This is a genomic window from Stappia sp. ICDLI1TA098 (genome assembly GCF_054880955.1).
The window spans coordinates 325,047-344,509 of sequence record NZ_JBTZBT010000001.1 but is presented as its reverse complement, the minus strand read 5'-3'; the positions used below and the strand labels follow the sequence as shown (position 1 = coordinate 344,509).

The window sequence follows — 19,463 nt, the reverse complement described above, 5'->3', positions numbered from 1 at the left end:
CCGGCATCCCCCTCCGGAACCCCCGGCGGGCCCTGCCCGCGGCCTGTCCCCCCGACAGCTTCTCGACGTCCTTCCAGACAAGAACAAGACACAAGAGACAACCGCCGTGACAAACAGCTTCTCCAGAACCCAGCAGATTTCAAAGACTGTCCTGCGCTCACGCCACGGCGTCGTCGCGGCCCAGCACCGCCATGCCGCCGAGGCCGGGGCCGACATCCTCGCCGCCGGTGGCGACGCCATCGACGCGGCAACCGCCGTTTCCTTCGCCATGGGCGTCGTCGAGCCCTGGATGAGCGGCCCGGCCGGCGGTGGCGCGATGATGATCTGGCGCCAGGACGAAGGCCGGGCCTATGCCGTCAACTACGGCATGCGTTCCCCCGCTGCCCTCGACCCGGCCGACTATCCGCTCTGTGAAAACGGCACCGCCAGCGACCTGTTTCCCTGGAAATCGGTCAAGGACAACCGCAACATCGAGGGCGCCTCAGCGGTGGCGGTGCCCGGCACCGTCGACGGCATCGGCCAGGCGCACGCCCGCTTCGGGCGCATGACGTGGGCCGAGCTGCTGAAGCCGGCCGAGACGCTCGCCCGCGACGGCCTGCATGTCGACTGGTACGCGGCCCTGATCATCGCCTCCGCGACCCGCTCCCTGGCGTGCGATCCCGATGCCGCCGCCCTCTTCCTCGAGGATGGCCAGTGGCCGACCATCGCCGGCTGGACGGCGCTCTCAGACAAGCGCATCGACATGAGCGCCATGGCAGACACCATCGCACGGCTCGCCGAGGCCGGCCCGCGCGACTTCTATGAGGGCGATGTCGCCGCCGCCATGATCAAGGACCTGCGCGCCAAGGGCAGCGCCATGTCGATGGACGACCTTGCCAGCTACAGCGCCGTCATCGAGGACCCGCTCGAGATCGCCTATCGCGGCGGCCGCGTCTTCGCCATGCCGGGCCTCACCGCCGGTCCGACGCTCGCCGACATGCTGAACGGGCTGTCGGAGAGCTTCACGCCGGGCGAGACCGCCGACGCGCGGAGCTTCGCCGCCTATGCGAAGGCCCTGAACAAGGCCTACCGGCGCCGCCTGTCGGGCATGGGAGACGGCGAGTCGCCCGCCGCGCCAGCCTGCACCACACATTTCTCGGTCGTCGACCGGCACGGCAACATGGTGGCGATGACGCAGACGCTGCTGTCGATCTTCGGCGCGCGGGTCGTCTCGCCTTCCACCGGTCTGCTCATGAACAACGGCATCATGTGGTTCGACCCCGAGCAGGGCAAGCCGAACTCCCTCGCCCCGGGCAAGCGCTGCCTGATGAACGTCTGCCCGGTGATCGGCGAGACCGCGCCCGACAAGGGCGCCCGCCGCTTCGCCCTCGGCGCCTCTGGCGGACGCAAGATCGTTTCCGCCGTCGGCCAGATCGCCTCCTTCATGATGGACCATGGAATGAGCCTGGAAGAGGCCTTCCACCATCCGCGCATCGACGTTTCCGGCGGGCCGACGATCGTCGCCGACGAGATGCTGCCGGCCGCGGTGATCGACGCGCTTGCCGCAGAGCACGCCGTCGTGACGACAAAGCGGACCTCCTTCCCCTACGCCTTTGCCTGCCCGGCGGCCGTCCTGCGCGAGGACGGCGAGAACATGGGCGCAACCGAAATCATGTCGCCCTGGGGCGACGCAGTGCACGAAACCGAAAGGACCTGAGCATGGTGTCGAGAGCTGGAGCCGTCGAACGGGCAGAAACCTATTTCGACGATGGCACCTTCAAGAACGACCTCGCCCGTCTCGTCGCCTTCGAGACCGAGAGCCAGAACCCGGACCAGAAGGCCGAACTCGCGCGGTATCTCGACGAGGCGATGAAGCCCTGGCTGGAGAGCCTCGGCTTTGCCTGCGAGATTTTCGAGAACACCGACCCGCGCGGCGGGCCGTTGCTCGTCGGCCAGCGGATCGAAGATCCCGCCTACGAGACCGTTCTGACCTACGGCCACGGCGACGTCATCCGCGCCCAGACCGACCAGTGGCGCGAGGGTCTCGGTCCGTTCACGCTGGTCGAGGAGGGCGACAGGCTCTACGGTCGCGGCACCGCCGACAACAAGGGCCAGCACCTGATCAACATCTCGGCCCTCGCCGCGGTGCTGAAAGAGCGCGACGGCAAGCTCGGCTTCAACGTCAAGGTGCTGATCGAGATGTCCGAGGAGACGGGCTCCGCCGGTCTTGCCGAGTTCTGCCGCACGCACGGCGACCTGCTCGCCGCCGACGTGCTGATCGCCTCCGATGGTCCGCGCCTGCAGCCCGACACGCCGACCATGTTCATGGGTTCGCGCGGCGGCGTGAACTTCGACCTCGTCGTGAATTTCCGTGACGGCGCTCATCACTCCGGCAACTGGGGCGGCCTGCTGGCCGATCCGGCAACGGTGCTCGCCCATGCCATTGGCTGCATCGTCGACAAGCGCGGCCAGATCCAGATCCCCGAGTGGCGCCCGACCAGCCTGACGCCGGACATTCGCGCCGCGCTGAAGGACCTGCCGATCACCGGCGAGACCGGCCCCTCCATCGACGAGGACTGGGGCGAGGAAAGCCTCAGCCCGACCGAGCGCGTGTTCGGCTGGAACTCCTTCGCCGTTCTCGCCATGAAGAGCGGCGTGCCGGAAGCCCCGGTCAACGCCATCTCCGGCTGGGCCCGGGCCACCTGCCAGCTGCGCTACGTGGTGGGTACGGAGCCGGACGACATCCTGCCATCGCTGCGCCGTCATCTGGACAAGCACGGCTTCGGGAACGTCGAGGTGACGCCCGCCGACCGCGTGTTCTTCAAGGCAACCCGCCTCGACCCTGACGCGCCCTGGGTGACCTTCGTCGCCAAGTCGCTCGAGGAAACCGCCGGCAAGCCGCCCCACATCCTGCCGAACCTCGCGGGCTCGCTGCCCAACGACACGTTCAGCGAGATCCTCGGGCTGCCGACCGTCTGGGTTCCCCATTCCTATCGCGGCTGCTCGCAGCATGCCCCCAACGAGCATGTCATCAAGGACACCTGCCGCCAGGCACTGATGCTGATGGCGGGCCTGTTCTACGACATTGGCGCGCGCAAGACGGCCTGAGGCCGCCTCGACCACCGCAACACCGAAGGGCCGGCCGGGAAATCCCGCCGGCCCTTTTTCATGCCGCCTCCGGCCCGGCGGAGAGCTTCGCGCATTCCTCGCAAAGCCAGGCCTCCAGCAGCCGCATGGCCGGCGTTGGCGCCTTGCTTCGCGGGCGCGTCAGCCAGTAACGCCCGACCGCGACCTCCGCCGCAAAGGGACGCACCAGCCGCCCCTGACCCAGCCGGCGGGCGAACATCACGGCCGGCAGCAGCCCCACGCCCAGCCCTGCCTCCGCCATGTCGGCCATGGCAAGCGAGCTGTCGAGAACCGGCCCGTGCAGATCGGGAGCCGCCCCACCGGCCGCCTCGAACCAGAGCCGCCACTCATCCGCCCGGTAGGAGCGAAAGAGCACCTGTGCGCCAAGATCGCCCGGGACACGCAGGCTGTCCGCAAATTGCGGCGCGCAGAGCGGTGTCAGCGGCGCCTCGAGCAGCGGCGTCGCGAAGAGCCCGGGCCACTGTCCGTCGCCGAAGCGGATCGCCACATGCAGCCCTTCGCGGGCGATGTCGATGCGATTGTTGTTCGTGAAGATGCGGATGCTGATGCCCGGATGCGCCGCCTCGAAGGCCGGCAGTCGCTCCTGGAGCCAGCCTGCGGCGAAGGTCGTGACCACACCCAGATGCAGCGTCTCGCGGTAGCGCCCGCCAAGGAACCGGTCGAGCACATCGCCCATTTCGTCGAAGCTGCGTGTCAACACCGGACGCAATGCCAGCCCCTCGTCCGTCAGCACGAGCCCGGAGGACGTACGGGTAAAAAGACGCACGCCGAGCAGATCCTCCAGCCGCAGAACCTGCTGGCTGACAGCGGCCTGGGTGACCCGCAGCTCGATTGCCGCCTGGGTGAAGCTGCCCTGTCGGGCAGCGACCTCGAAGGCGCGCAGGCCGTTCAGCGGGAGATTGGGGCGATCCGTTGCCATTAGAAGACCTTATGAGACAGGCAAAGATTTGTCGTTTGCCGCGAGGGGGCCGCGCAATATAGCAAGACAACCAGGCATTCCGGAACGCCGCACCAACCGAAATACATTAGAAAATCTCAACCACCCGTCCGCTGACAGGACGGGTGGCGACCTTCGGAAAGGCAGCGACATGAGACCCTTCTCCCCCACCCGTTCCGTGCTGGCCGCGGCGACCCTGGCGCTGGCGGCCGCGCTGGCGTTGCCGGCGAGCGCCCGCGCCGGGACGGTGACAGACACCGTCGCCCGGCTCGAGGCAAAGCTGGGAGGTCGCATCGGCGTGGAACTGCGCGGCGAAGGCAGCCCGGCGCCGCTCGCCAGCATCCGCGCGGACGAGCGCTTTCCCATGGCGAGCACCTTCAAGGTCCTTCTGTGCGGCGCGGTCCTTGCCCGTGTCGATGCGGGCGAGGAACAACTCGACCGCCGCGTCAGCTACGGGCCGGAAGCGCTCGTCACCTACTCGCCGGTAACGGAAAAGCGGGCGGGCGGCAGCATGACCGTCGGCGAACTGTGCGAGGCAACGATCACGCTCAGCGACAACACCGCCGCCAACCTGCTGCTTGCCAGCCTCGGCGGCCCGGAGGGGCTGACAGCCTTCCTGCGCGAGATCGGCGATCCGACCACCCGCCTCGACCGCAACGAGCCGAGCCTCAACGCCGCCGTGCCGGGCGACGAGCGTGACACGACCTCTCCGAAGGCCGTTCTTGCCTCGCTGGAAACGCTGATCTTCGGCGATGCGTTGTCCGATGCCTCCCGGCGACAGCTCGAGGACTGGATGATCGCCGACAAGGTCGCCGATGCGCTGATCCGCAAGCACCTGCCCGAAGGCTGGACCATCGGCGACAAGACCGGCGCCGGCGCCAACGGCAGCCGCGCGATCATTGCCGTCATCCGACCGCCGCATCGCACGCCCTATCTGGCGGCGATCTATCTGACCGGCAGCAGCGCGGATTTCGACACGCGCAACGCCGCGATCGCCGAGATCGGCAAGGCGATGGTCGAAGAAATCGGCGCGCGCTGAGCCGAACGCCGGCGCAAGGGACCTGGGGCAGGCGGGCATTCCGCCAGCCCCGTCCCCGGCTCAGGTCGCCTTGGCCTGATTGACCCGACGCGACAGCTCCGCGCGGCTTTCGACCCGTTCGGAATATCGGTCCACGAGATGCTCGCGGACATCGCGCGTCAGAAGCGTGAACTTCACCAGCTCTTCCATCACGTCGACAATCCGGTCGTAGTAGGGCGAAGGCTTCATCCGCCCGCTCTCGTCGAACTCGTCCCAGGCTTTCGCCACGGACGACTGGTTCGGGATCGTCAGCAGACGCATCCAGCGCCCGAGGATGCGCAACTGGTTGACCGTGTTGAAGCTCTGGCTGCCGCCGCACACCTGCATTACCGCAAGCGTCTTTCCCTGTGTCGGCCGCACGCCGCCAAGCGATAGCGGGATCCAGTCGATCTGGGTTTTCATCAGACCGGTCATCGCCCCGTGGCGCTCGGGTGACGACCAGACCATGCCCTCGCTCCAGGTGACGAGCTCGCGCAGTTCCGCCACCTTCGGGTGGTCGGGCTCGACCGAATCGACCAGGGGCAGTCCCTGCGGGTCGAACATCCGGACTTCCGCTCCGAAGCGCACCAGGATGCGCGCCGCCTCCTCGGCGCAAAAGCGCGAAAAACTGCGCTCCCGCAGCGAGCCGAAGAGGATCAGGATGCGCGGCGGATGGGTGGAGCGCACCGCCGGAAAGAGGGCTTCGGCCGAGATCTCGCGGAAGCCTTCCGGCCGGACGTCGGGACCCTCAGCCAACCCGCTCGCCCCTCTCGTTCACGATCATCTGGCCGTCTTCCTTGAAGAGCGGGCCGTCGGGCAGGCGCAGCAGCAGGTCGAGCACCGCCTCCGACGGCCGGCAGAGGCGCACGCCCTTCGGCGAGGCGACCAGGGGCCGGTTGACCAACACCGGATGCTCCAGCATGGCCGCAAGGATGGTCTCCTGCGGGACATCCTCGCCCAACAGGCCAAGCTCGGCCGCCGGCGACTTCGTGGTCCGCAGCGCCGTGCGCGGCGTCAGTCCCGCCGCCGCGAAAAGCGCCAGCAACTGCGGCCGTGTCCAGCCCTCGCGCAGGTAGTCGATGACGACAGGCTCCTCGCCCGCCTTGCGGATGATCTCGAGCACGTTGCGGGAGGTGCCGCAGTCGGGATTGTGGTGAATGACGATCATGTCTCGGCCTCGGGAAAATGCGCGCGGGTGCGGTTGGCAAAGGCCACCAGCGAGAGCATCACCGGCACCTCGACAAGCACGCCGACGACGGTGGCAAGGGCGGCGCCGGAGTGGAGGCCAAAGAGGCTGATGGCGACCGCGACGGCGAGTTCGAAGAAGTTCGAGGTGCCGATCATCGCGCAGGGAGCCGCGATGCGATGCGGCACCTTCAGCGCGAAGGCCGCGCCGTAGGCGATGGCGAAGATGCCGTAGCTCTGGATCAGGATCGGCGCCGCGATCAGCGCGATCACCAGCGGCCGCGTGAGGATCACCTCGCCCTGCAGTCCGAAGAGGATGGCGACCGTCGCGACCAGCCCCATCGCCGACAGCGGCTTCACCCGGCTGGTGAATTGCGCGATCGCGGCAGGCGAGCCGAGCAGCTTGCGCGTCGCCAGACCCGCCGCGAGCGGCAGCGCGACATAAAGCGCGGTGGCAAGCAGCAGCGTCTGCCAGGGAACCGCGATCTCGGTGACGCCGAGCAGCAACGCGACGATGGGCGCAAAGGCAACGACCATCACCAGATCGTTCACCGAGACCTGCACCAGCGTGTAGGTGGCATCGCCCCGGGTCAGCTGAGACCAGACGAAGACCATGGCGGTGCAGGGGGCTGCGCCGAGCAGGATCAGCCCGGCGGTGTATTGCGCCGCGTCCTGCGGCGCGATCCAGGGCGCGAAGACATGGTCGAAGAACAGGACAGCCAGAAAGGCCATGGTGAAAGGCTTGATCAGCCAGTTCACCGCGAGGGTGAGAAACAGCCCCCTTGGCTGGCGCGCCACGCCGGCGACGGCTGCAAAATCGACGCTGACCATCATCGGATAGACCATCGCCCAGATCAGCACCGCGACGACGAGATTGATGGAGGCGACCTCGGCGGCGGCAATCGCCTGGACGAGCGCGGGCGCAACAGCGCCAATCGCGATCCCGCCGATCATCGCAAGGGCGACCCACAGCGTCAGATAGCGCTCGAAGGCGCCGAGCACGCCGGGTTTGGCGGCACAGGTATCGGTCATGACATGTTCCTGGGTATCAGTTGTCGAGTGTCGGAGAGCGATCCCGACCGATCTCTTCGACACTGCGCTGAAGCGAGATCTGATCGAGAGATTCCACAGGAAGACTGATGAACGCGAGGATCCGGTTGCGAAGCAGCCTGTAGGCTTCCGCGAAGGCGAGATTCACCTCGGCCTCTGTTCCCTTCGCCGCTGCGGGATCGGCCACACCCCAATGTGCGCTCATCGGCTGCCCGGGCCAGACGGGGCACTCCTCCGCTGCGGCCTGGTCGCAAACGGTGAAAACGAAGTCCATCCGGGGCGCGTGCTCCCCGGAAAACTCTTCCCACCCCTTGGAGCGTGCATCAGACACGTCGTAGTCCAGATGCGTAAGCAGCCGGATCGTTCCGGGGAGCACCTCCCCCTTCGGCCTTGATCCGGCGGAGAACGCCTTGAAGCGCGCACCCCCTTCCCGGTTCATGATCGCCTCGGCAAGGATCGAGCGGGCGGAATTGCCCGTGCAGAGAAAAAGCACGTTGTAGGGCTGCGACATGACGAACCTCAGCAGGTACAGGCAATTTCGTCGAGAAGGGAACGGCACAGTTCAGGTCGGCCGCCACAGCAATCCTCCATGAGGAAGGCAAGCAGCGCCCGCATCCCCTCCATCTCGGCGAAATAGCGGATCGAGCGCCCTTCCCGCACCGAGCGGATCAGCCCGGCCGACGACAGGACGCCCAGGTTGTTGGAGAGCGTGTTGGCCCGCGTGCCCAGCGCGACGGCGATCTCCCCGGCCGCGACCCCGTCCTCCCCCGCCTTTACCAGAAGGCGGAAGATGTCGAGACGCATGTCATGCGCGAGCGCGGCCAGCGAGGCGAGGGCATTTTTCTTTTCCATATTTCATGTAATATCGAAATGTCATGTCAAACGCAAGACACATGCGGCGGAGCCCGGGCATACGCCCGCGTTCCATCTTTCCGGCCTCTGACAGTCTAAACCGCCTGTCCCGCCGCATGGGCCGACGCCCAGGCCCACTGGAAATTGTAGCCGCCAAGCCAGCCCGTCACATCGACGCATTCGCCGATGAAATAGAGCCCGGCCACGTCGCGCGCCTCCATGGTCTTGGAGGAAAGCGCCGCGGTGTCGATGCCGCCAAGCGTCACTTCCGCCGTGCGATAGCCTTCGGTGCCCGACGGCTTTAACCGCCAGTCCTGAATGCTGGCCGCAAGCGAGCGCAAGGCCTTGTCGGTGAGGTCGCCCACCGCACCGGTCAGGCCCGACTTCTCGGTGAAAAACTGCGCCAATTTCTTCGGCAGAAAAACGGCAAGCAAAGTCGCGGGGGACTGGCGCGGATTGCCGCGTTTTCCCTCAAGCAGCTTTTCCGCCAGGTCGACGTCAGGCAACAATCTGACGGCAATCTCCTCGCCCGGTCGCCAATAGGACGATATTTGCAGCACGGCCGGACCCGAAAGCCCGCGGTGGGTGAAAAGCAGCGCCTCGCGAAAGCGAACCTTGCCGCAGCGGATTTCCGCCGGAACGCCAATGCCCGCAAGCGGGGCAATCGCAGCCAGCGTATCCGGATCCAGCGTGAACGGCACCAGCCCGGCGCGCTGCTCGACAAGGTCGATGCCGAATTGTGCGGCCACCTCGTAGGCAAAACCGGTCGCCCCCATCTTGGGGATCGACTTGCCGCCGGTTGCAATCACCACCGACGTCGCTGCGACCATCCCGCCGCTGGTGCGAACCGCAAAGCCGCCGTCGCGTTTCGCAATATCCTGAACCGCCGTCTCAAGACGCATTTCCACGCCCCCGGCGCGGCACTCCTCGAGAAGCATGTCGATGATCTGACGCGCGGAGCCATCGCAGAAGAGCTGACCGAGTGTCTTCTCATGCCAGGCAATACCGTACCGCTCGACCAGGCTCAGGAAATCCGAAGGCGTGAAACGCGACAGCGCCGATTTGAAGAAATGCGGATTCCGGGAAATGTAATTTTTGGGGCCCGCATCGACGTTGGTGAAGTTGCATCGCCCGCCGCCGGAGATGCGGATCTTTTCGCCCGGTGCCTTGGCATGGTCGATGAGCAGGACCTTGCGCCCGCGGCCGCCCGCGACCGCGGCGCACATCAACCCGGCCGCACCCGCGCCCACGATCAAGACATCGAACTGCTTCATGCCACCAGGCACCCCTTCAAGCCTGACGGCCCTTGTTTCGCGCCCAGCGAACGAAGTCAATCGCCCGCGCGTGCGCCGTCATTCGACAGGGTGTCAGCTCCGGCGTCTTTCGCTTGGGGAATGACCAAAGCGGTCCTTGTAGTCGCGCGAGAAGCGCCCGAGATGCGAAAAGCCGCAAGAATAGGCGGTTTCGGTCACGCCGGGGGCATTTTGATGCGCCATCAGCTGGTAGTGCGCCATGTCCAGCCGGGCGTTGCGCAGCACCTGCATCGGCGACAGGCCGAAGACCCGCTGAAACCCTTTTTGCAACGTGCGCACGTTCATCCCGGCCGCCATGGCGATGTCGGCCAGCGTGATCGGCTCGGAAAGGTTGGCGTGGATGTAGTCGAGCGCCAGGCGGATCTCCTTCGGCCTGGCCTGCCGGTCCGAACGCTCGATGATATGCGAGATGTTGCTGCGCTGCAGGGTCAGCAGCGCGTGAGCCAGGTCGTGTTCGGCGCGCAGGTCGCCGCCATGCAGCGGCCGCTGGAACAGATGCCCACTCTCGACCGCCTCGACACAGGCGGCGACAACGCGGCGCAGGCGCTGGCCCTGCGGTGAGGTCAGGTCGACCTTCATGTCGAAGCGGATCGGGCCGGGCAGCGGCGCACCGACGAGCGCCTGCGCCACCGCCTCAAGATGCGACCGATCGATCTGGATCAGGAGCTTGCTGCAGTCCTCTCCCCAGTGCAGCCGCGCCGCGCGGTCGGGATTGAGGATCGCCGCCGTGGACGGCGTCGCGGTCATTTCCTCGCACCGATGGTGCACGCGGGCCATGCCCGCCAGAGGAACGTGGAACAGGTAGAACGACCCCAGCAGGCCCGGATCAACGGTCACCTCCGGCCCATAGGCGAGGTAGTTGACCGACAGGTTGAGTCCCCGCACCGCGTTGTGGCGCACCGACAGGTTTGCCCTACGGCTGTGCACATCCAGCCGATGATCGCAGAACTTCTGGCCAATGCGATGCCGCGCCTCATCCAGATCGCTGGTGCGCAGGACCGGATGGCTGGCGAAATACTCCCTGGCCGGCGGTGTCCGTTCGGCGGTCATGGCCTCCCCCGTGGATTCAGGCTCTCCGGACGTGATGAACGCAAGAACCGCATTTTATTTCAAGTCTAAAATATTTCCCGGCAACAGGCGTTCGTTTTTTGGATAAGGGTTTTCCCCGTTTCGGGGCAGGCTCTGGCTGGGAACAGACAACAACAGCCTACCAGAACGGAGCGTGCGACATGGATCTTGGGGTAACCAAGGCCGACACCGGTCTCAACCAACATTCCTGGAACGTGGTGGGGCACACCTATGTGCCCAAGCTTTGGAACGAGGATGCCTTTGTCTGGCACGCCACGATCCCCGACGGAACCTTCGTGCCGCACCACATCCACCCGACCCAGGACGAGTGGATCTATATGCTCGACGGCAATCTCGAGATCGAGTTCCCGGACGAGACCTTCCACGCCGGCCCTGGCGACACGGTGAAAATGCCGCGCGGCATCGCCCACGGGATCTTCAACCGGTCGGGCAAGCCGGCGCATTGTGTCTTCGGCGTCGCACCATCGCGCAAGCTCTATGACCTGTTCATCGCGCTGGACGGCGTGAAGGAGCCGGCCGAGCTCGTGCGCCTGTCCGCGCTGCATGAGGTCGACTTCCTGCCGCCGCCGGACGCGGGCTGAGCCCTCTCGCCTTTTTCTGAAACGACAGGACCGGACACCCGCCCCGCCGGCGCGTCGCATGCGCGCCGGCCACGGGACCCGTGTGCCCGAAAGGACAGGGGTGCGCCAGGCGGCCCGACCGCCTCACGCCGTCCAAGACCTGTACGAGGGCACAGCAACACCGGACAGGACCAATGAAGACCCTTTTGCCTCCCGCCCGAGATTGGGACGACGCCTTCGCCAACATGGCGCACGTCGAGAACTCGCATGAACTTCCCGGCTTCTGGTCGGCGCGCGCGGCCGACTACCGCGCCCGGATGCAGGCCGGCGGCCACCGGCTCGATCTGGATATCGCCTATGGCACGCATCCGCGCGAAACCTATGACATCGTCTGGCCGGAGGGACCGGCGCGCGGGCTCGCCATCTTCGTGCACGGCGGCTACTGGATGCGGCTCGACAAGTCTTTCTGGACCGACTTCGCCGAGGGCGCCCGCGCCAGGGGCTGGGCGGTCTGCCTGCCGACCTACACGCTGACGCCGGAAGCCCGGATCTCCGATATCACCGCCCAGATCGGCCGCGCCATCGCCAGTGCCGCCGCGCGGGTCGCCGGTCCGATCCGCCTGTCCGGCCATTCCGCTGGCGGCCATCTGGTGACGAGGATGCTGTGCACCGACAGCCCGCTCGAGGCGGATGTGCGCGCGCGGATCGTCCACACCCTGTCGATCAGCGGCCTGCACGACCTGCGCCCGCTGCTGCACACGAAGATGAACGACACGCTGCATCTGGACCTTGCCGAGGCGCGCGCCGAAAGCGCCGTGTTGGCCGAGCCCGGACTGGCGGCCCCCCTGACCTGCTGGGTTGGCGGCGGCGAGCGGCCCGAATTCATCCGCCAGGCACGGCTCATGGCCGAGATCTGGAGCGGGCTCGACGTTCCGACCACCTGCCGCGTCGATGGCGATCACAATCATTTTTCCGTGCTTGAGGATCTCAAGGATCCGGCCTCCGCGATCACCGCCGCCTTCGTCGGCGACGCCTGAGCGCACATCCGCAGCACGGATCGCCGGCCATGCCGGAAAATCCGCAACGCCCGTCATCGGCGATGCCGCAAGATCCGCACCGCGCTTCATCAGCGGTGCCGCAAGATCCGCACCGCGCTTCATCGGCGGTGCCGCAAGAAAGGACAGACCATGACCGCAATGGCGCCTGGAATCGTGAAATCCCGCGATAGCCTCGACCAGATCCGCTGGAACATCCTCGGCCAGACCTACGTGCCCAAGCAGATGACCGAGGAGTGTTTCTCCTGGCACGCAACCTTTCCGCCGGGCACCTTCGTGCCGCCGCACATTCATCCCGACCAGGACGAGTTTCTTTATATCCTCGAAGGGCGTTTCACCTTCCTGCTGGACGGCGAGGAGCTGATCGGCGAGCCCGGCGACCTGGTCAAGCTGCCGCGCGGCGTGCCGCACGGGATCTTCAACAAGTCCGACAGCACCCTCAAGACACTGTTCTGGGTGACGCCGGCGGCACAGCTCTATGACCTGTTCTGGGCCCTGCACAACATGGGCCCCGATGCCGACCCGGCCGAGATCGTCGCGGTTTCCGCCGCCCACGCCATCGACTTCCTGCCGCCCGAAGACAGCGAGGCGGCGCAATGACGATCCTGATCGCAGGCGCGGGCGTCGGCGGCCTGGCCACCGCCTTGATGCTGCATCAACGCGGCATCCGCGCCCAGGTGGTCGAACAGGCCCCCGAGGTGCGCGAGGTTGGGGTCGGCATCAACACCCTGCCCCACTCCATCGCCGAACTGGCCGAACTGGGCCTCCTTCCCCGGCTCGACGAGGTCGGCTTGCGCACGCGCGAGCTGCGCTATCTCACCCGCAACGGCCAGGAGGTCTGGCGTGAGCTGCGTGGCATGCACGCGGGCCACAAGCATCCGCAGTTCTCGATCCACCGGGGGCGGCTACAGAAGGTGCTCTACGACGCGGTGATCGAGCGGATGGGGCCCGAGGCGGTGCTGACCGGCCTGAAGCTTTCCGGCTTCGTGCAGGATGAGGCCGGGGTCACGGCGCATTTCGCCGACGCGACCGACGGGCTCTCCTCGCGCACCCTGCGCGGCGAAGTGCTCATCTGCGCCGACGGCATCCACAGCACGGGCCGGCGGCGGTTCTATCCCGATGAGGGACCGCCGAGCTGGGCCGGCGTGGTGATGTGGCGCGGCGCGGCCGAGTGGCCCGTGTGGGAGGACGGCGAGACCATGGCGATCGCCGGCGGGCTGGGCGCCAAGCTGGTGCTCTATCCCATCGCCCCGGCCAGGGACGGCATGCAGCTGATGAACTGGGTCGTCAATGTCCGCGTCGCAGACGGCTCGGTTTCGCCGCCACCGCCCGAAAGCTGGTCCAAGCAGGCGCCGCTTTCCAGGGTGCTGCCCCACGCGCGCCGCTTCACCGTGCCGGGCTTCGACATCGAGGCCCTGGTGCGCGCCAGCGGCACGATCTTCGAATACCCGATGGCGGACCGTGATCCGCTGCCGCGCTGGACACACGGGCGGGTGACGCTGCTGGGTGATGCCGCGCACCCGATGTATCCGGTCGGCTCCAATGGCGCGGCCCAGGCGATCCTGGACGCGCGCTGTCTGGCCGACCACATGGCCGCAGCCGAGCACCCGCGCGAGGCGCTCTACCGCTATGAGCAGGAACGGCTGCCGAAGACGGCGGAGGTGGTGCGCACCAACCGCAAGGGTGGCCCGGAGCGGGTCATCGACGAAGTGGAGCGGATCAGCCCGCGCCGCTTCGCCAACATCGACGATGTGCTGAGCCACGAGGAACGCAAGGCCATCGTCGAGGGCTATGCAAAGATGGCGGGCTTCGCCGCCAGAAAGACGGGCTGACGGGAGACCCGCACGACACCGCCTGCCGCGGGTGCACGACTGCTTCCGGGGCGGCAATCTTGAGAAAATCCGACCCCGATACGGGGCACGCAGAGGGGAATGACATGACATCCAGATGGACACGCAAACTCGCTGGCCTGGCGGCCGGCGTCGCGCTCGGCGCTCTCGCCACTTCGGCGGCGCTGGCGCAGGATATCAAGATCGGCATGGTGGTCACGCTGTCGGGCCCGCCCGCGGCACTCGGCCAGCAGATCGTCGACGGCTTCCAGCTCGCGCTGGACCAGAACGACGGCAAACTCGGCGGCCAGGCGGTGCAGCTCATCGTCGAGGATGACGAGCTGAAGCCGGATGTGGCGCTGCTCAAGGCGCGGTCGCTGCTCGAGCGCGAGCACGTCGACTTCGTCGTCGGCACGGTGTTCTCGAACATGCTGCAGGCGATCTTCAAGCCGGTCGTGCAGTCGAAGACCTTCCTGATCAGCCCGAACGCCGGCCCCTCGACCTTCGCCGGACGCAACTGCAACCCCTATTTCTTCGTCACCTCCTATCAGAACAACCAGCCCGCCGAAGTCAGCGGCATGATCGCCAACGAGGAAGGCTTCGAGAACGTCATCGCCATGGTGCCGAACTATCAGGCGGGTCGCGACAACGTTCAGGGCTTCAAGCAGACCCTCAAGGGCAAGCTGGTGGACGAGATGTTCACGCCGCTGGGTCATCAGGACTTCTCGCCCGAGCTGGCGCGGATCGCCACGTCGGGCGCGGATGCGCTGTTCACATTCATGCCGGGCGGCATGGGGGTGCGGCTGGTCAAGCAGTTCGACGCAGCCGGCCTGTCCGACAAGCTGAAGTTCCTGTCGGTCTTCACCACCGATGAATCCACGCTGCCGGGCCAGCAGGACGCCGCCCTCGGCTTCCTGTCGGCTGGCTCGTGGGCGCCCGACATGAAGTCCGAGACCAACACGGCCTTCGTCTCCGCCTTCGAGGAGAAATACGGCTACGTCCCCGGCTCCTTCGCCGCCCAGTCCTATGACGCCGCCATGCTGATCGGCAGCGCTCTGAAAAAGACCGGCGGCAATACCCAGGACAAGGACGCCATGCGCAAGGCGCTCGAGGCGGCAGACTTCACCTCCGTCCGGGGCAGCTTCTCCTTCAGCAACAACCACTATCCGATCCAGGACTTCCACATGCTGAAGGTCGCCAAGCGCGACGATGGCAAGTACTGGACGACGACGGTGCGCACCGTGGTCAAGGACTACGAGGACAGCTTCCACCAGGACTGCAAGATGTAAGACGCATCCCTTCGCCGGGCCCGCGCGCATGATCGCGGGCCCGGCGAACGACTTTCCGCACCCACCGGACGCCGGCCCGGACCAGCGCGGGACAGGCCGGATTGAGCACGTCTGCGGCTCCCCTGTGTGACCCACTTGCGTGCTCTTCGTATCAAGCGCTTGTTTTGAAAGGGGATGGTGGGCCCGGCAGGACTCGAACCTGCAACCAATCCGTTATGAGCGGACGGCTCTAACCATTGAGCTACAGGCCCCCAGGCGCCGGCGCGGATGGCCGGTGACGTCGGCGAAGGAGCTTCGGGCGAAGGCACCTTTCGCGTGCCTTTTCCTATATCACCTCGTCCGGGCCTTGCAAGCAGCAGAGAGCACCCGCACGACGCTGGAGCACCATGGTCCACGGGCAAGCCTCCGCAGGGCCCCGGAATGCTTGACGCGGCCCCTCCCCTCCGGCATGGGTCGAAGCATGGCGGGCCACGCCCGCGCGCACGGACCCGGAGAGACGATGCCGCGCTTCCTGATGACGCTGACCCTCGTTCTCGTCTGCCTGTGCCTCGTCGGCTGGCTCCTCGTCGTCGGGCGCGCCCTGCTGCTGCCCTTCGTCATCGCGCTGCTGGTCTGGTATCTGATCAACGCGCTCGCCACCTTGATCAGTTCGATACCTTTCGGACCGCTGCACCTGCCGTGGAGCGTCGCCTTCGTCGCCGCGCTTGCGGTGATCTTCGGCATTTCCATCGTCGTGGTCGACATCGTCACGGCCAATCTGACCGAGCTTGCCCGCGACGCATCCGTCTACCAGGCCCGTTTCGAAAGTCTCTTCAACACCTATTCCGCCAAGCTCGGGCTGGCCGACCCCATTGAACTGCGCGACCTGGTGCCTGACAATTTCCTCAACCGCGCCATCACCGCCGGCGCCAACGCGCTGACGACGGTTGCAAGCTCCGCCTCGCTGGTCTTCATCTACGTGCTGTTTCTCATGCTGGAGCAGTCGACCTTCGACCGGAAGATGCAGCGCCTCTTCGCCACGTCCGATCAGGCCGAGCTCGCCTTCCTGATCCGCAGCCGCATCACCCAGGCGCTGCGCCACTATCTCGGCATCAAGACGGCCGTCAGCGTTCTGACCGGCTGCCTCACCGCGGGCTTTCTCACCCTGCTCGGCCTGCCCTATGCGGCGCTCTTCGGCTTCATCGCCTTTCTGCTCAACTACATCCCCACCATCGGCTCGCTGACGGCGGTGATTTTCCCCAGCCTTCTGTCGCTGGTCTATTTCGACAGCCTGACGCCCTTCCTGGCGATCGCTCTCGGCCTCGGCGCCATCCAGTTTTCCATCGGCAACCTGCTGGAGCCGCGGCTGATGGGCAACAGCCTCAACCTCTCGGCGCTCGTGATCATGCTGTCGCTGAGCCTGTGGGGCGAAATCTGGGGTATCACGGGCATGGTGCTCTGCGTGCCGCTGACGGTGATGGTGCTGATCATCTGCGCCCAGTTCCGCGCGACGCGGCCGATGGCCGTGCTGCTTTCCGCCGATGGCGAAGTCGGGGAGCCGATCTCGCTGGAACGCCTGCGCGAAGCTGTCTGAACGGCGCAACCTGGACTGTCATTTCGCCGCCGCAATTGACGGCCAATGCTCGCCTGACCTGCCGGCGGGCCCGCCGGACCCGCCATCCATGACAGGCCGAAACACCGGCCCCTCACCACCGGAGAGACCGTATGACCCGCCACAGCATCGCCCCCCGACTGGCGATCTTCGCCGCCGCAGCCGCCCTTGCGATCTCGCCGGCGCTGGCCGCCGACGAGCCCCGCATCGCCACCATCGACATGGTCGGACAGGGCAGCGTGCGCGCCGCCCCGGACATGGCGATGGTCTCCAGCGGCGTCGTCAGCGACGCCAAGACCGCCGCTGAGGCGATGACCGCGAACAGCAAGGCCATGACCGCGGTGATCGACCGCATCAAGGAAGCCGGCATCGAGGCGCGCGACATCCAGACCTCGGGCTTCAACGTCTCGCCGCGCTACAGCCAGGTGAAGTCCAAGACCCGCGAGGAATACCACCAGGAGATGATCGGCTACCGCGTCTCCAACTCGGTCTCCGTGCGCGTGCGCGACCTGTCAAAGCTCGGCACGCTGCTCGACGTCATGGTCCGCGACGGCGCCAACCAGATCGGCGGCATCAGCTTCATGGTCAGCGGCGCCGACAAGCTGAAGGACGCGGCCCGCAAGGAAGCCATGGAAGACGCCATCCGCAAGGCCCGGATCTACGCCGAGGCTTCCGGCGCGAAGCTCGGCCGGGTGCTCTCCATCAACGAGCAGGACTATTCGCCCCGCCCGGTGATGATGATGGCACGCGCCGAAATGAAGATGGCCGATGGCGGCGCACCGGCTCCGATCGAGGCCGGCGAGAGCGAGCTCGAGATCCGCGTCAACGTCTCCTTCGAGTTGAACCAGTAACGAAACGGCGGCGCGGGGGGCACCCGCGCCGCGACCTTTCGACGCAAAAACGACTTACCCGGCTAACAGTTCTTCGAAAGTCTTTGCCCGTTTGCCCCAAATGATGCGCCTGCGGCCGTAAGGTCAGCGCGAATATACGGAATATATTTCCGGCGGGCATTGAATTTGCCCGAATCGGCCCTTATACGGAGCTCTTCGGGACTTACCCGGGTTTCATCTACTGGTTGGGGAGACCGCCATGTCTGACGACGGCCTCTTCCAATTGGGGATGGACTTGGAGGCTCGCGACTGCAACGAGCGGACGGTGTCCGCCCATGTCGAGCCGAGAAGCACCACCCATACGGAAGACAAGATTTACACCGCACCTCGCGTCGCCGCAGAGGTCGACCGCCTCGATCACTTCATCGAGAAGGCCGGCGTGCGCTGCGCAGGAGCACATCTGATCATCGATCTCTACGACGCCGAGCGTCTGGACGACCTCCCCTATATCGAGGAGACACTCCGGACCTGTGTCGAGGAGGCGGGAGCAACGCTTCTGCATATCCATCTGCATCCGTTCGAGCCTGCCGGCGTGAGCGGCGTCGCGGTGCTGGCCGAGAGTCACATCTCGGTGCACACATGGCCGGAGGCCGGCTACGCCGCATTCGACGTGTTCATGTGCGGCGACGCGGAACCGGACAAATGCGTCGAGGTGCTGAAGCGCGCCTTTTCGCCCGGCCGTACGGATGTCAGCGAATTGCTGCGCGGCAAGGAGGTCGCATGAGCCAGGGTCTGGTCTTCAACGAGACGCTCTATCCGGGCGTCGAGGTGAAGTACGAGTGCGACAACATCCTGTTCCAGGATCGTTCCGAGCATCAGGATCTCGTGCTGTTCACCAACCCGGTCTTCGGCAAGGTGTTGATGCTGGACGGCGTCACCCAGGTGACGACCGGCGACGAGTTCATCTATCACGAGATGATGTCGCATGTGCCGATCCTTGCCCATGGCGACGTCCGCGAGGTGTTGATCATCGGCGGTGGCGATTGCGGCATGGCCGAGGAAGCGCTGAAACACGCCTCGATCGAGCGCCTGACACAGGTCGAGATCGACGACGCCGTGGTGAGCTTCTCGAAGGAGCATTTCGGCGACTTCAACGCCGCCGTCTTCGAGGATGACCGCTTCGATCTGGTCATCGACGACGGTGCCCGCTTTGTCGCCGAGACCGACCGCCGCTTCGACGTGGTGATGGTCGACAGCACCGATCCGATGGGTCCGGGCGCCGTGCTCTTCACCGAGGAGTTCTACCGCGCGGTGCATCGCTGCCTGAAGCCGGGCGGCGTGCTCGTTACCCAGAACGGCGTGCCGTTCCTGCAGCGCGACGAGCTGCTCGACTCGATCCGCCGCTTCTCGGCGATCTATGCGGACGCCTCCGCCTATGTGGCGGCGATCCCGACATATTTCGGCGGTCACATGGCGCTCGGCTGGGCAACCGACAATGCGGAGCTGCGCAAGGTGTCGCTCGAAACGCTCGAGCAGCGCTTCGAGGCGGCCGGGCTCGACACCCGCTATTACACGCCCGAAGTGCACCGGGCGGCCTTCGCGCTGCCGCGCTTCATCCGCGACATCGTCGAGGAAGGCCGCAAGGCCTGACAGCCCTCGGGCATCTGAAAAACCGAAGACGCCCGCGCCCCGCGCGGGCG

The 19,463-nt window shown here is 66.2% G+C and carries 20 protein-coding genes and 1 tRNA gene; 12 read left to right on the top strand and 9 right to left on the bottom strand.

Annotation, left to right across the window (positions count from 1 at the left end):
• Positions 1 to 106 precede the first annotated feature (106 nt).
• Both ACSLUQ_RS01540 and ACSLUQ_RS01535 read left to right on the top strand, forming a co-directional pair.
• Entirely contained in the window at positions 107 to 1,696 is a 1,590-nt protein-coding gene (locus ACSLUQ_RS01540) for a gamma-glutamyltransferase (protein WP_461807513.1), read from the top strand.
• A 2-nt stretch (positions 1,697 to 1,698) separates the two neighbouring features.
• Positions 1,699 to 3,087 carry a M20 family metallopeptidase gene (locus ACSLUQ_RS01535; protein ID WP_417771093.1) on the top strand — a complete coding sequence of 463 codons (1,389 nt, stop codon included), beginning with the start codon at positions 1,699 to 1,701 and terminating at the stop codon, positions 3,085 to 3,087.
• Between the two features lie 58 nt (positions 3,088 to 3,145).
• Here the strand turns inward: ACSLUQ_RS01535 and ACSLUQ_RS01530 are convergent, their stop codons facing one another.
• Positions 3,146 to 4,045, bottom strand: coding sequence for a LysR family transcriptional regulator (locus ACSLUQ_RS01530; RefSeq protein WP_461807512.1), 900 nt, complete (start codon positions 4,043 to 4,045; stop codon positions 3,146 to 3,148).
• A 169-nt stretch (positions 4,046 to 4,214) separates the two neighbouring features.
• On the opposite strand from ACSLUQ_RS01530, the gene bla reads away from it, so the two are divergent.
• The gene (bla, locus tag ACSLUQ_RS01525; protein ID WP_461807511.1) at positions 4,215 to 5,102 is read left to right on the top strand and encodes a class A beta-lactamase; all 888 of its coding nucleotides are present in this window, start codon (positions 4,215 to 4,217) and stop codon (positions 5,100 to 5,102) included.
• A gap of 60 nt (positions 5,103 to 5,162) precedes the next feature.
• On the opposite strand, the gene arsH is transcribed toward bla, so the two are convergent.
• From arsH to ACSLUQ_RS01490, 7 genes are all read right to left on the bottom strand, one after another.
• Entirely contained in the window at positions 5,163 to 5,876 is a 714-nt protein-coding gene (gene arsH / locus ACSLUQ_RS01520) for an arsenical resistance protein ArsH (RefSeq protein WP_461807510.1), read from the bottom strand.
• On the bottom strand, positions 5,869 to 6,288 hold the full coding sequence (locus ACSLUQ_RS01515; RefSeq protein WP_461807509.1) for an arsenate reductase family protein: 420 nt from the start codon (positions 6,286 to 6,288) through the stop codon (positions 5,869 to 5,871). Before ACSLUQ_RS01515 ends, arsH begins: the two co-directional genes overlap by 8 nt.
• A complete protein-coding gene (gene arsB / locus ACSLUQ_RS01510; RefSeq protein WP_461807508.1) occupies positions 6,285 to 7,337 on the bottom strand; it encodes an ACR3 family arsenite efflux transporter in 1,053 nt (350 codons plus the stop codon). Before arsB ends, ACSLUQ_RS01515 begins: the two co-directional genes overlap by 4 nt.
• A gap of 16 nt (positions 7,338 to 7,353) precedes the next feature.
• Positions 7,354 to 7,866 (bottom strand): arsenate reductase ArsC, encoded by a 513-nt coding sequence (locus ACSLUQ_RS01505; RefSeq protein ID WP_461807507.1) that lies wholly within the window; start codon positions 7,864 to 7,866, stop codon positions 7,354 to 7,356.
• Positions 7,867 to 7,874: 8 nt separating this feature from the next.
• Positions 7,875 to 8,207 (bottom strand): ArsR/SmtB family transcription factor, encoded by a 333-nt coding sequence (locus ACSLUQ_RS01500; protein WP_461807506.1) that lies wholly within the window; start codon positions 8,205 to 8,207, stop codon positions 7,875 to 7,877.
• Positions 8,208 to 8,302: 95 nt separating this feature from the next.
• A complete protein-coding gene (locus tag ACSLUQ_RS01495; RefSeq protein WP_461807505.1) occupies positions 8,303 to 9,481 on the bottom strand; it encodes a BaiN/RdsA family NAD(P)/FAD-dependent oxidoreductase in 1,179 nt (392 codons plus the stop codon).
• Between the two features lie 93 nt (positions 9,482 to 9,574).
• The gene (locus ACSLUQ_RS01490) at positions 9,575 to 10,570 is read right to left on the bottom strand and encodes an AraC family transcriptional regulator (protein WP_417771101.1); all 996 of its coding nucleotides are present in this window, start codon (positions 10,568 to 10,570) and stop codon (positions 9,575 to 9,577) included.
• 179 nt (positions 10,571 to 10,749) lie between these two features.
• Here ACSLUQ_RS01490 and ACSLUQ_RS01485 point away from each other — a divergent pair, with 179 nt between their 5' ends.
• The 5 genes from ACSLUQ_RS01485 (at position 10,750) to ACSLUQ_RS01465 (ending at position 15,342) form a co-directional block, all read left to right on the top strand.
• Positions 10,750 to 11,190: a cupin domain-containing protein gene (locus ACSLUQ_RS01485; RefSeq protein ID WP_417771102.1), complete on the top strand. Its 441-nt coding sequence runs from the start codon at positions 10,750 to 10,752 to the stop codon at positions 11,188 to 11,190.
• Between the two features lie 173 nt (positions 11,191 to 11,363).
• The gene (locus tag ACSLUQ_RS01480) at positions 11,364 to 12,206 is read left to right on the top strand and encodes an alpha/beta hydrolase (protein WP_461807504.1); all 843 of its coding nucleotides are present in this window, start codon (positions 11,364 to 11,366) and stop codon (positions 12,204 to 12,206) included.
• A 150-nt stretch (positions 12,207 to 12,356) separates the two neighbouring features.
• The gene (locus tag ACSLUQ_RS01475) at positions 12,357 to 12,824 is read left to right on the top strand and encodes a cupin domain-containing protein (protein ID WP_417771104.1); all 468 of its coding nucleotides are present in this window, start codon (positions 12,357 to 12,359) and stop codon (positions 12,822 to 12,824) included.
• Positions 12,821 to 14,056 carry a flavin-dependent oxidoreductase gene (locus ACSLUQ_RS01470; protein WP_461807503.1) on the top strand — a complete coding sequence of 412 codons (1,236 nt, stop codon included), beginning with the start codon at positions 12,821 to 12,823 and terminating at the stop codon, positions 14,054 to 14,056. Before ACSLUQ_RS01475 ends, ACSLUQ_RS01470 begins: the two co-directional genes overlap by 4 nt.
• Before the next feature lie 104 nt (positions 14,057 to 14,160).
• Entirely contained in the window at positions 14,161 to 15,342 is a 1,182-nt protein-coding gene (locus tag ACSLUQ_RS01465; protein ID WP_417771106.1) for an ABC transporter substrate-binding protein, read from the top strand.
• Positions 15,343 to 15,517: 175 nt separating this feature from the next.
• Here the strand turns inward: ACSLUQ_RS01465 and ACSLUQ_RS01460 are convergent.
• A tRNA-Ile gene (locus tag ACSLUQ_RS01460) sits at positions 15,518 to 15,593 on the bottom strand.
• 248 nt (positions 15,594 to 15,841) lie between these two features.
• On the opposite strand from ACSLUQ_RS01460, the gene ACSLUQ_RS01455 reads away from it, so the two are divergent.
• From ACSLUQ_RS01455 to speE, 4 genes are all read left to right on the top strand, one after another.
• Positions 15,842 to 16,915, top strand: a complete 1,074-nt coding sequence (locus ACSLUQ_RS01455) for an AI-2E family transporter (protein ID WP_417771107.1) — start codon at positions 15,842 to 15,844, stop codon at positions 16,913 to 16,915.
• A 131-nt stretch (positions 16,916 to 17,046) separates the two neighbouring features.
• Positions 17,047 to 17,784 carry an SIMPL domain-containing protein gene (locus ACSLUQ_RS01450; RefSeq protein WP_461807502.1) on the top strand — a complete coding sequence of 246 codons (738 nt, stop codon included), beginning with the start codon at positions 17,047 to 17,049 and terminating at the stop codon, positions 17,782 to 17,784.
• Positions 17,785 to 18,022: 238 nt separating this feature from the next.
• Positions 18,023 to 18,547, top strand: a complete 525-nt coding sequence (gene speD, locus ACSLUQ_RS01445; RefSeq protein ID WP_417771109.1) for an adenosylmethionine decarboxylase — start codon at positions 18,023 to 18,025, stop codon at positions 18,545 to 18,547.
• A complete protein-coding gene (gene speE, locus ACSLUQ_RS01440; protein ID WP_461807501.1) occupies positions 18,544 to 19,413 on the top strand; it encodes a polyamine aminopropyltransferase in 870 nt (289 codons plus the stop codon). Before speD ends, speE begins: the two co-directional genes overlap by 4 nt.
• Positions 19,414 to 19,463: the final 50 nt, after the last annotated feature.

Coding starts and splice junctions, on each gene's coding strand:
- ACSLUQ_RS01535 (WP_417771093.1), top strand. CDS start 1,699: ATGGTGTCGAGAGCTGGAGCCGTCGAACGGGCAGAAACCTATTTCGAC.
- ACSLUQ_RS01530 (WP_461807512.1), bottom strand. CDS start 4,045: ATGGCAACGGATCGCCCCAATCTCCCGCTGAACGGCCTGCGCGCCTTC.
- bla (WP_461807511.1), top strand. CDS start 4,215: ATGAGACCCTTCTCCCCCACCCGTTCCGTGCTGGCCGCGGCGACCCTG.
- ACSLUQ_RS01515 (WP_461807509.1), bottom strand. CDS start 6,288: ATGATCGTCATTCACCACAATCCCGACTGCGGCACCTCCCGCAACGTG.
- arsB (WP_461807508.1), bottom strand. CDS start 7,337: ATGACCGATACCTGTGCCGCCAAACCCGGCGTGCTCGGCGCCTTCGAG.
- ACSLUQ_RS01505 (WP_461807507.1), bottom strand. CDS start 7,866: ATGTCGCAGCCCTACAACGTGCTTTTTCTCTGCACGGGCAATTCCGCC.
- ACSLUQ_RS01500 (WP_461807506.1), bottom strand. CDS start 8,207: ATGGAAAAGAAAAATGCCCTCGCCTCGCTGGCCGCGCTCGCGCATGAC.
- ACSLUQ_RS01495 (WP_461807505.1), bottom strand. CDS start 9,481: ATGAAGCAGTTCGATGTCTTGATCGTGGGCGCGGGTGCGGCCGGGTTG.
- ACSLUQ_RS01490 (WP_417771101.1), bottom strand. CDS start 10,570: ATGACCGCCGAACGGACACCGCCGGCCAGGGAGTATTTCGCCAGCCAT.
- ACSLUQ_RS01485 (WP_417771102.1), top strand. CDS start 10,750: ATGGATCTTGGGGTAACCAAGGCCGACACCGGTCTCAACCAACATTCC.
- ACSLUQ_RS01480 (WP_461807504.1), top strand. CDS start 11,364: ATGAAGACCCTTTTGCCTCCCGCCCGAGATTGGGACGACGCCTTCGCC.
- ACSLUQ_RS01475 (WP_417771104.1), top strand. CDS start 12,357: ATGACCGCAATGGCGCCTGGAATCGTGAAATCCCGCGATAGCCTCGAC.
- ACSLUQ_RS01470 (WP_461807503.1), top strand. CDS start 12,821: ATGACGATCCTGATCGCAGGCGCGGGCGTCGGCGGCCTGGCCACCGCC.
- ACSLUQ_RS01465 (WP_417771106.1), top strand. CDS start 14,161: ATGACATCCAGATGGACACGCAAACTCGCTGGCCTGGCGGCCGGCGTC.
- ACSLUQ_RS01455 (WP_417771107.1), top strand. CDS start 15,842: ATGCCGCGCTTCCTGATGACGCTGACCCTCGTTCTCGTCTGCCTGTGC.
- ACSLUQ_RS01450 (WP_461807502.1), top strand. CDS start 17,047: ATGACCCGCCACAGCATCGCCCCCCGACTGGCGATCTTCGCCGCCGCA.
- speD (WP_417771109.1), top strand. CDS start 18,023: ATGTCTGACGACGGCCTCTTCCAATTGGGGATGGACTTGGAGGCTCGC.
- speE (WP_461807501.1), top strand. CDS start 18,544: ATGAGCCAGGGTCTGGTCTTCAACGAGACGCTCTATCCGGGCGTCGAG.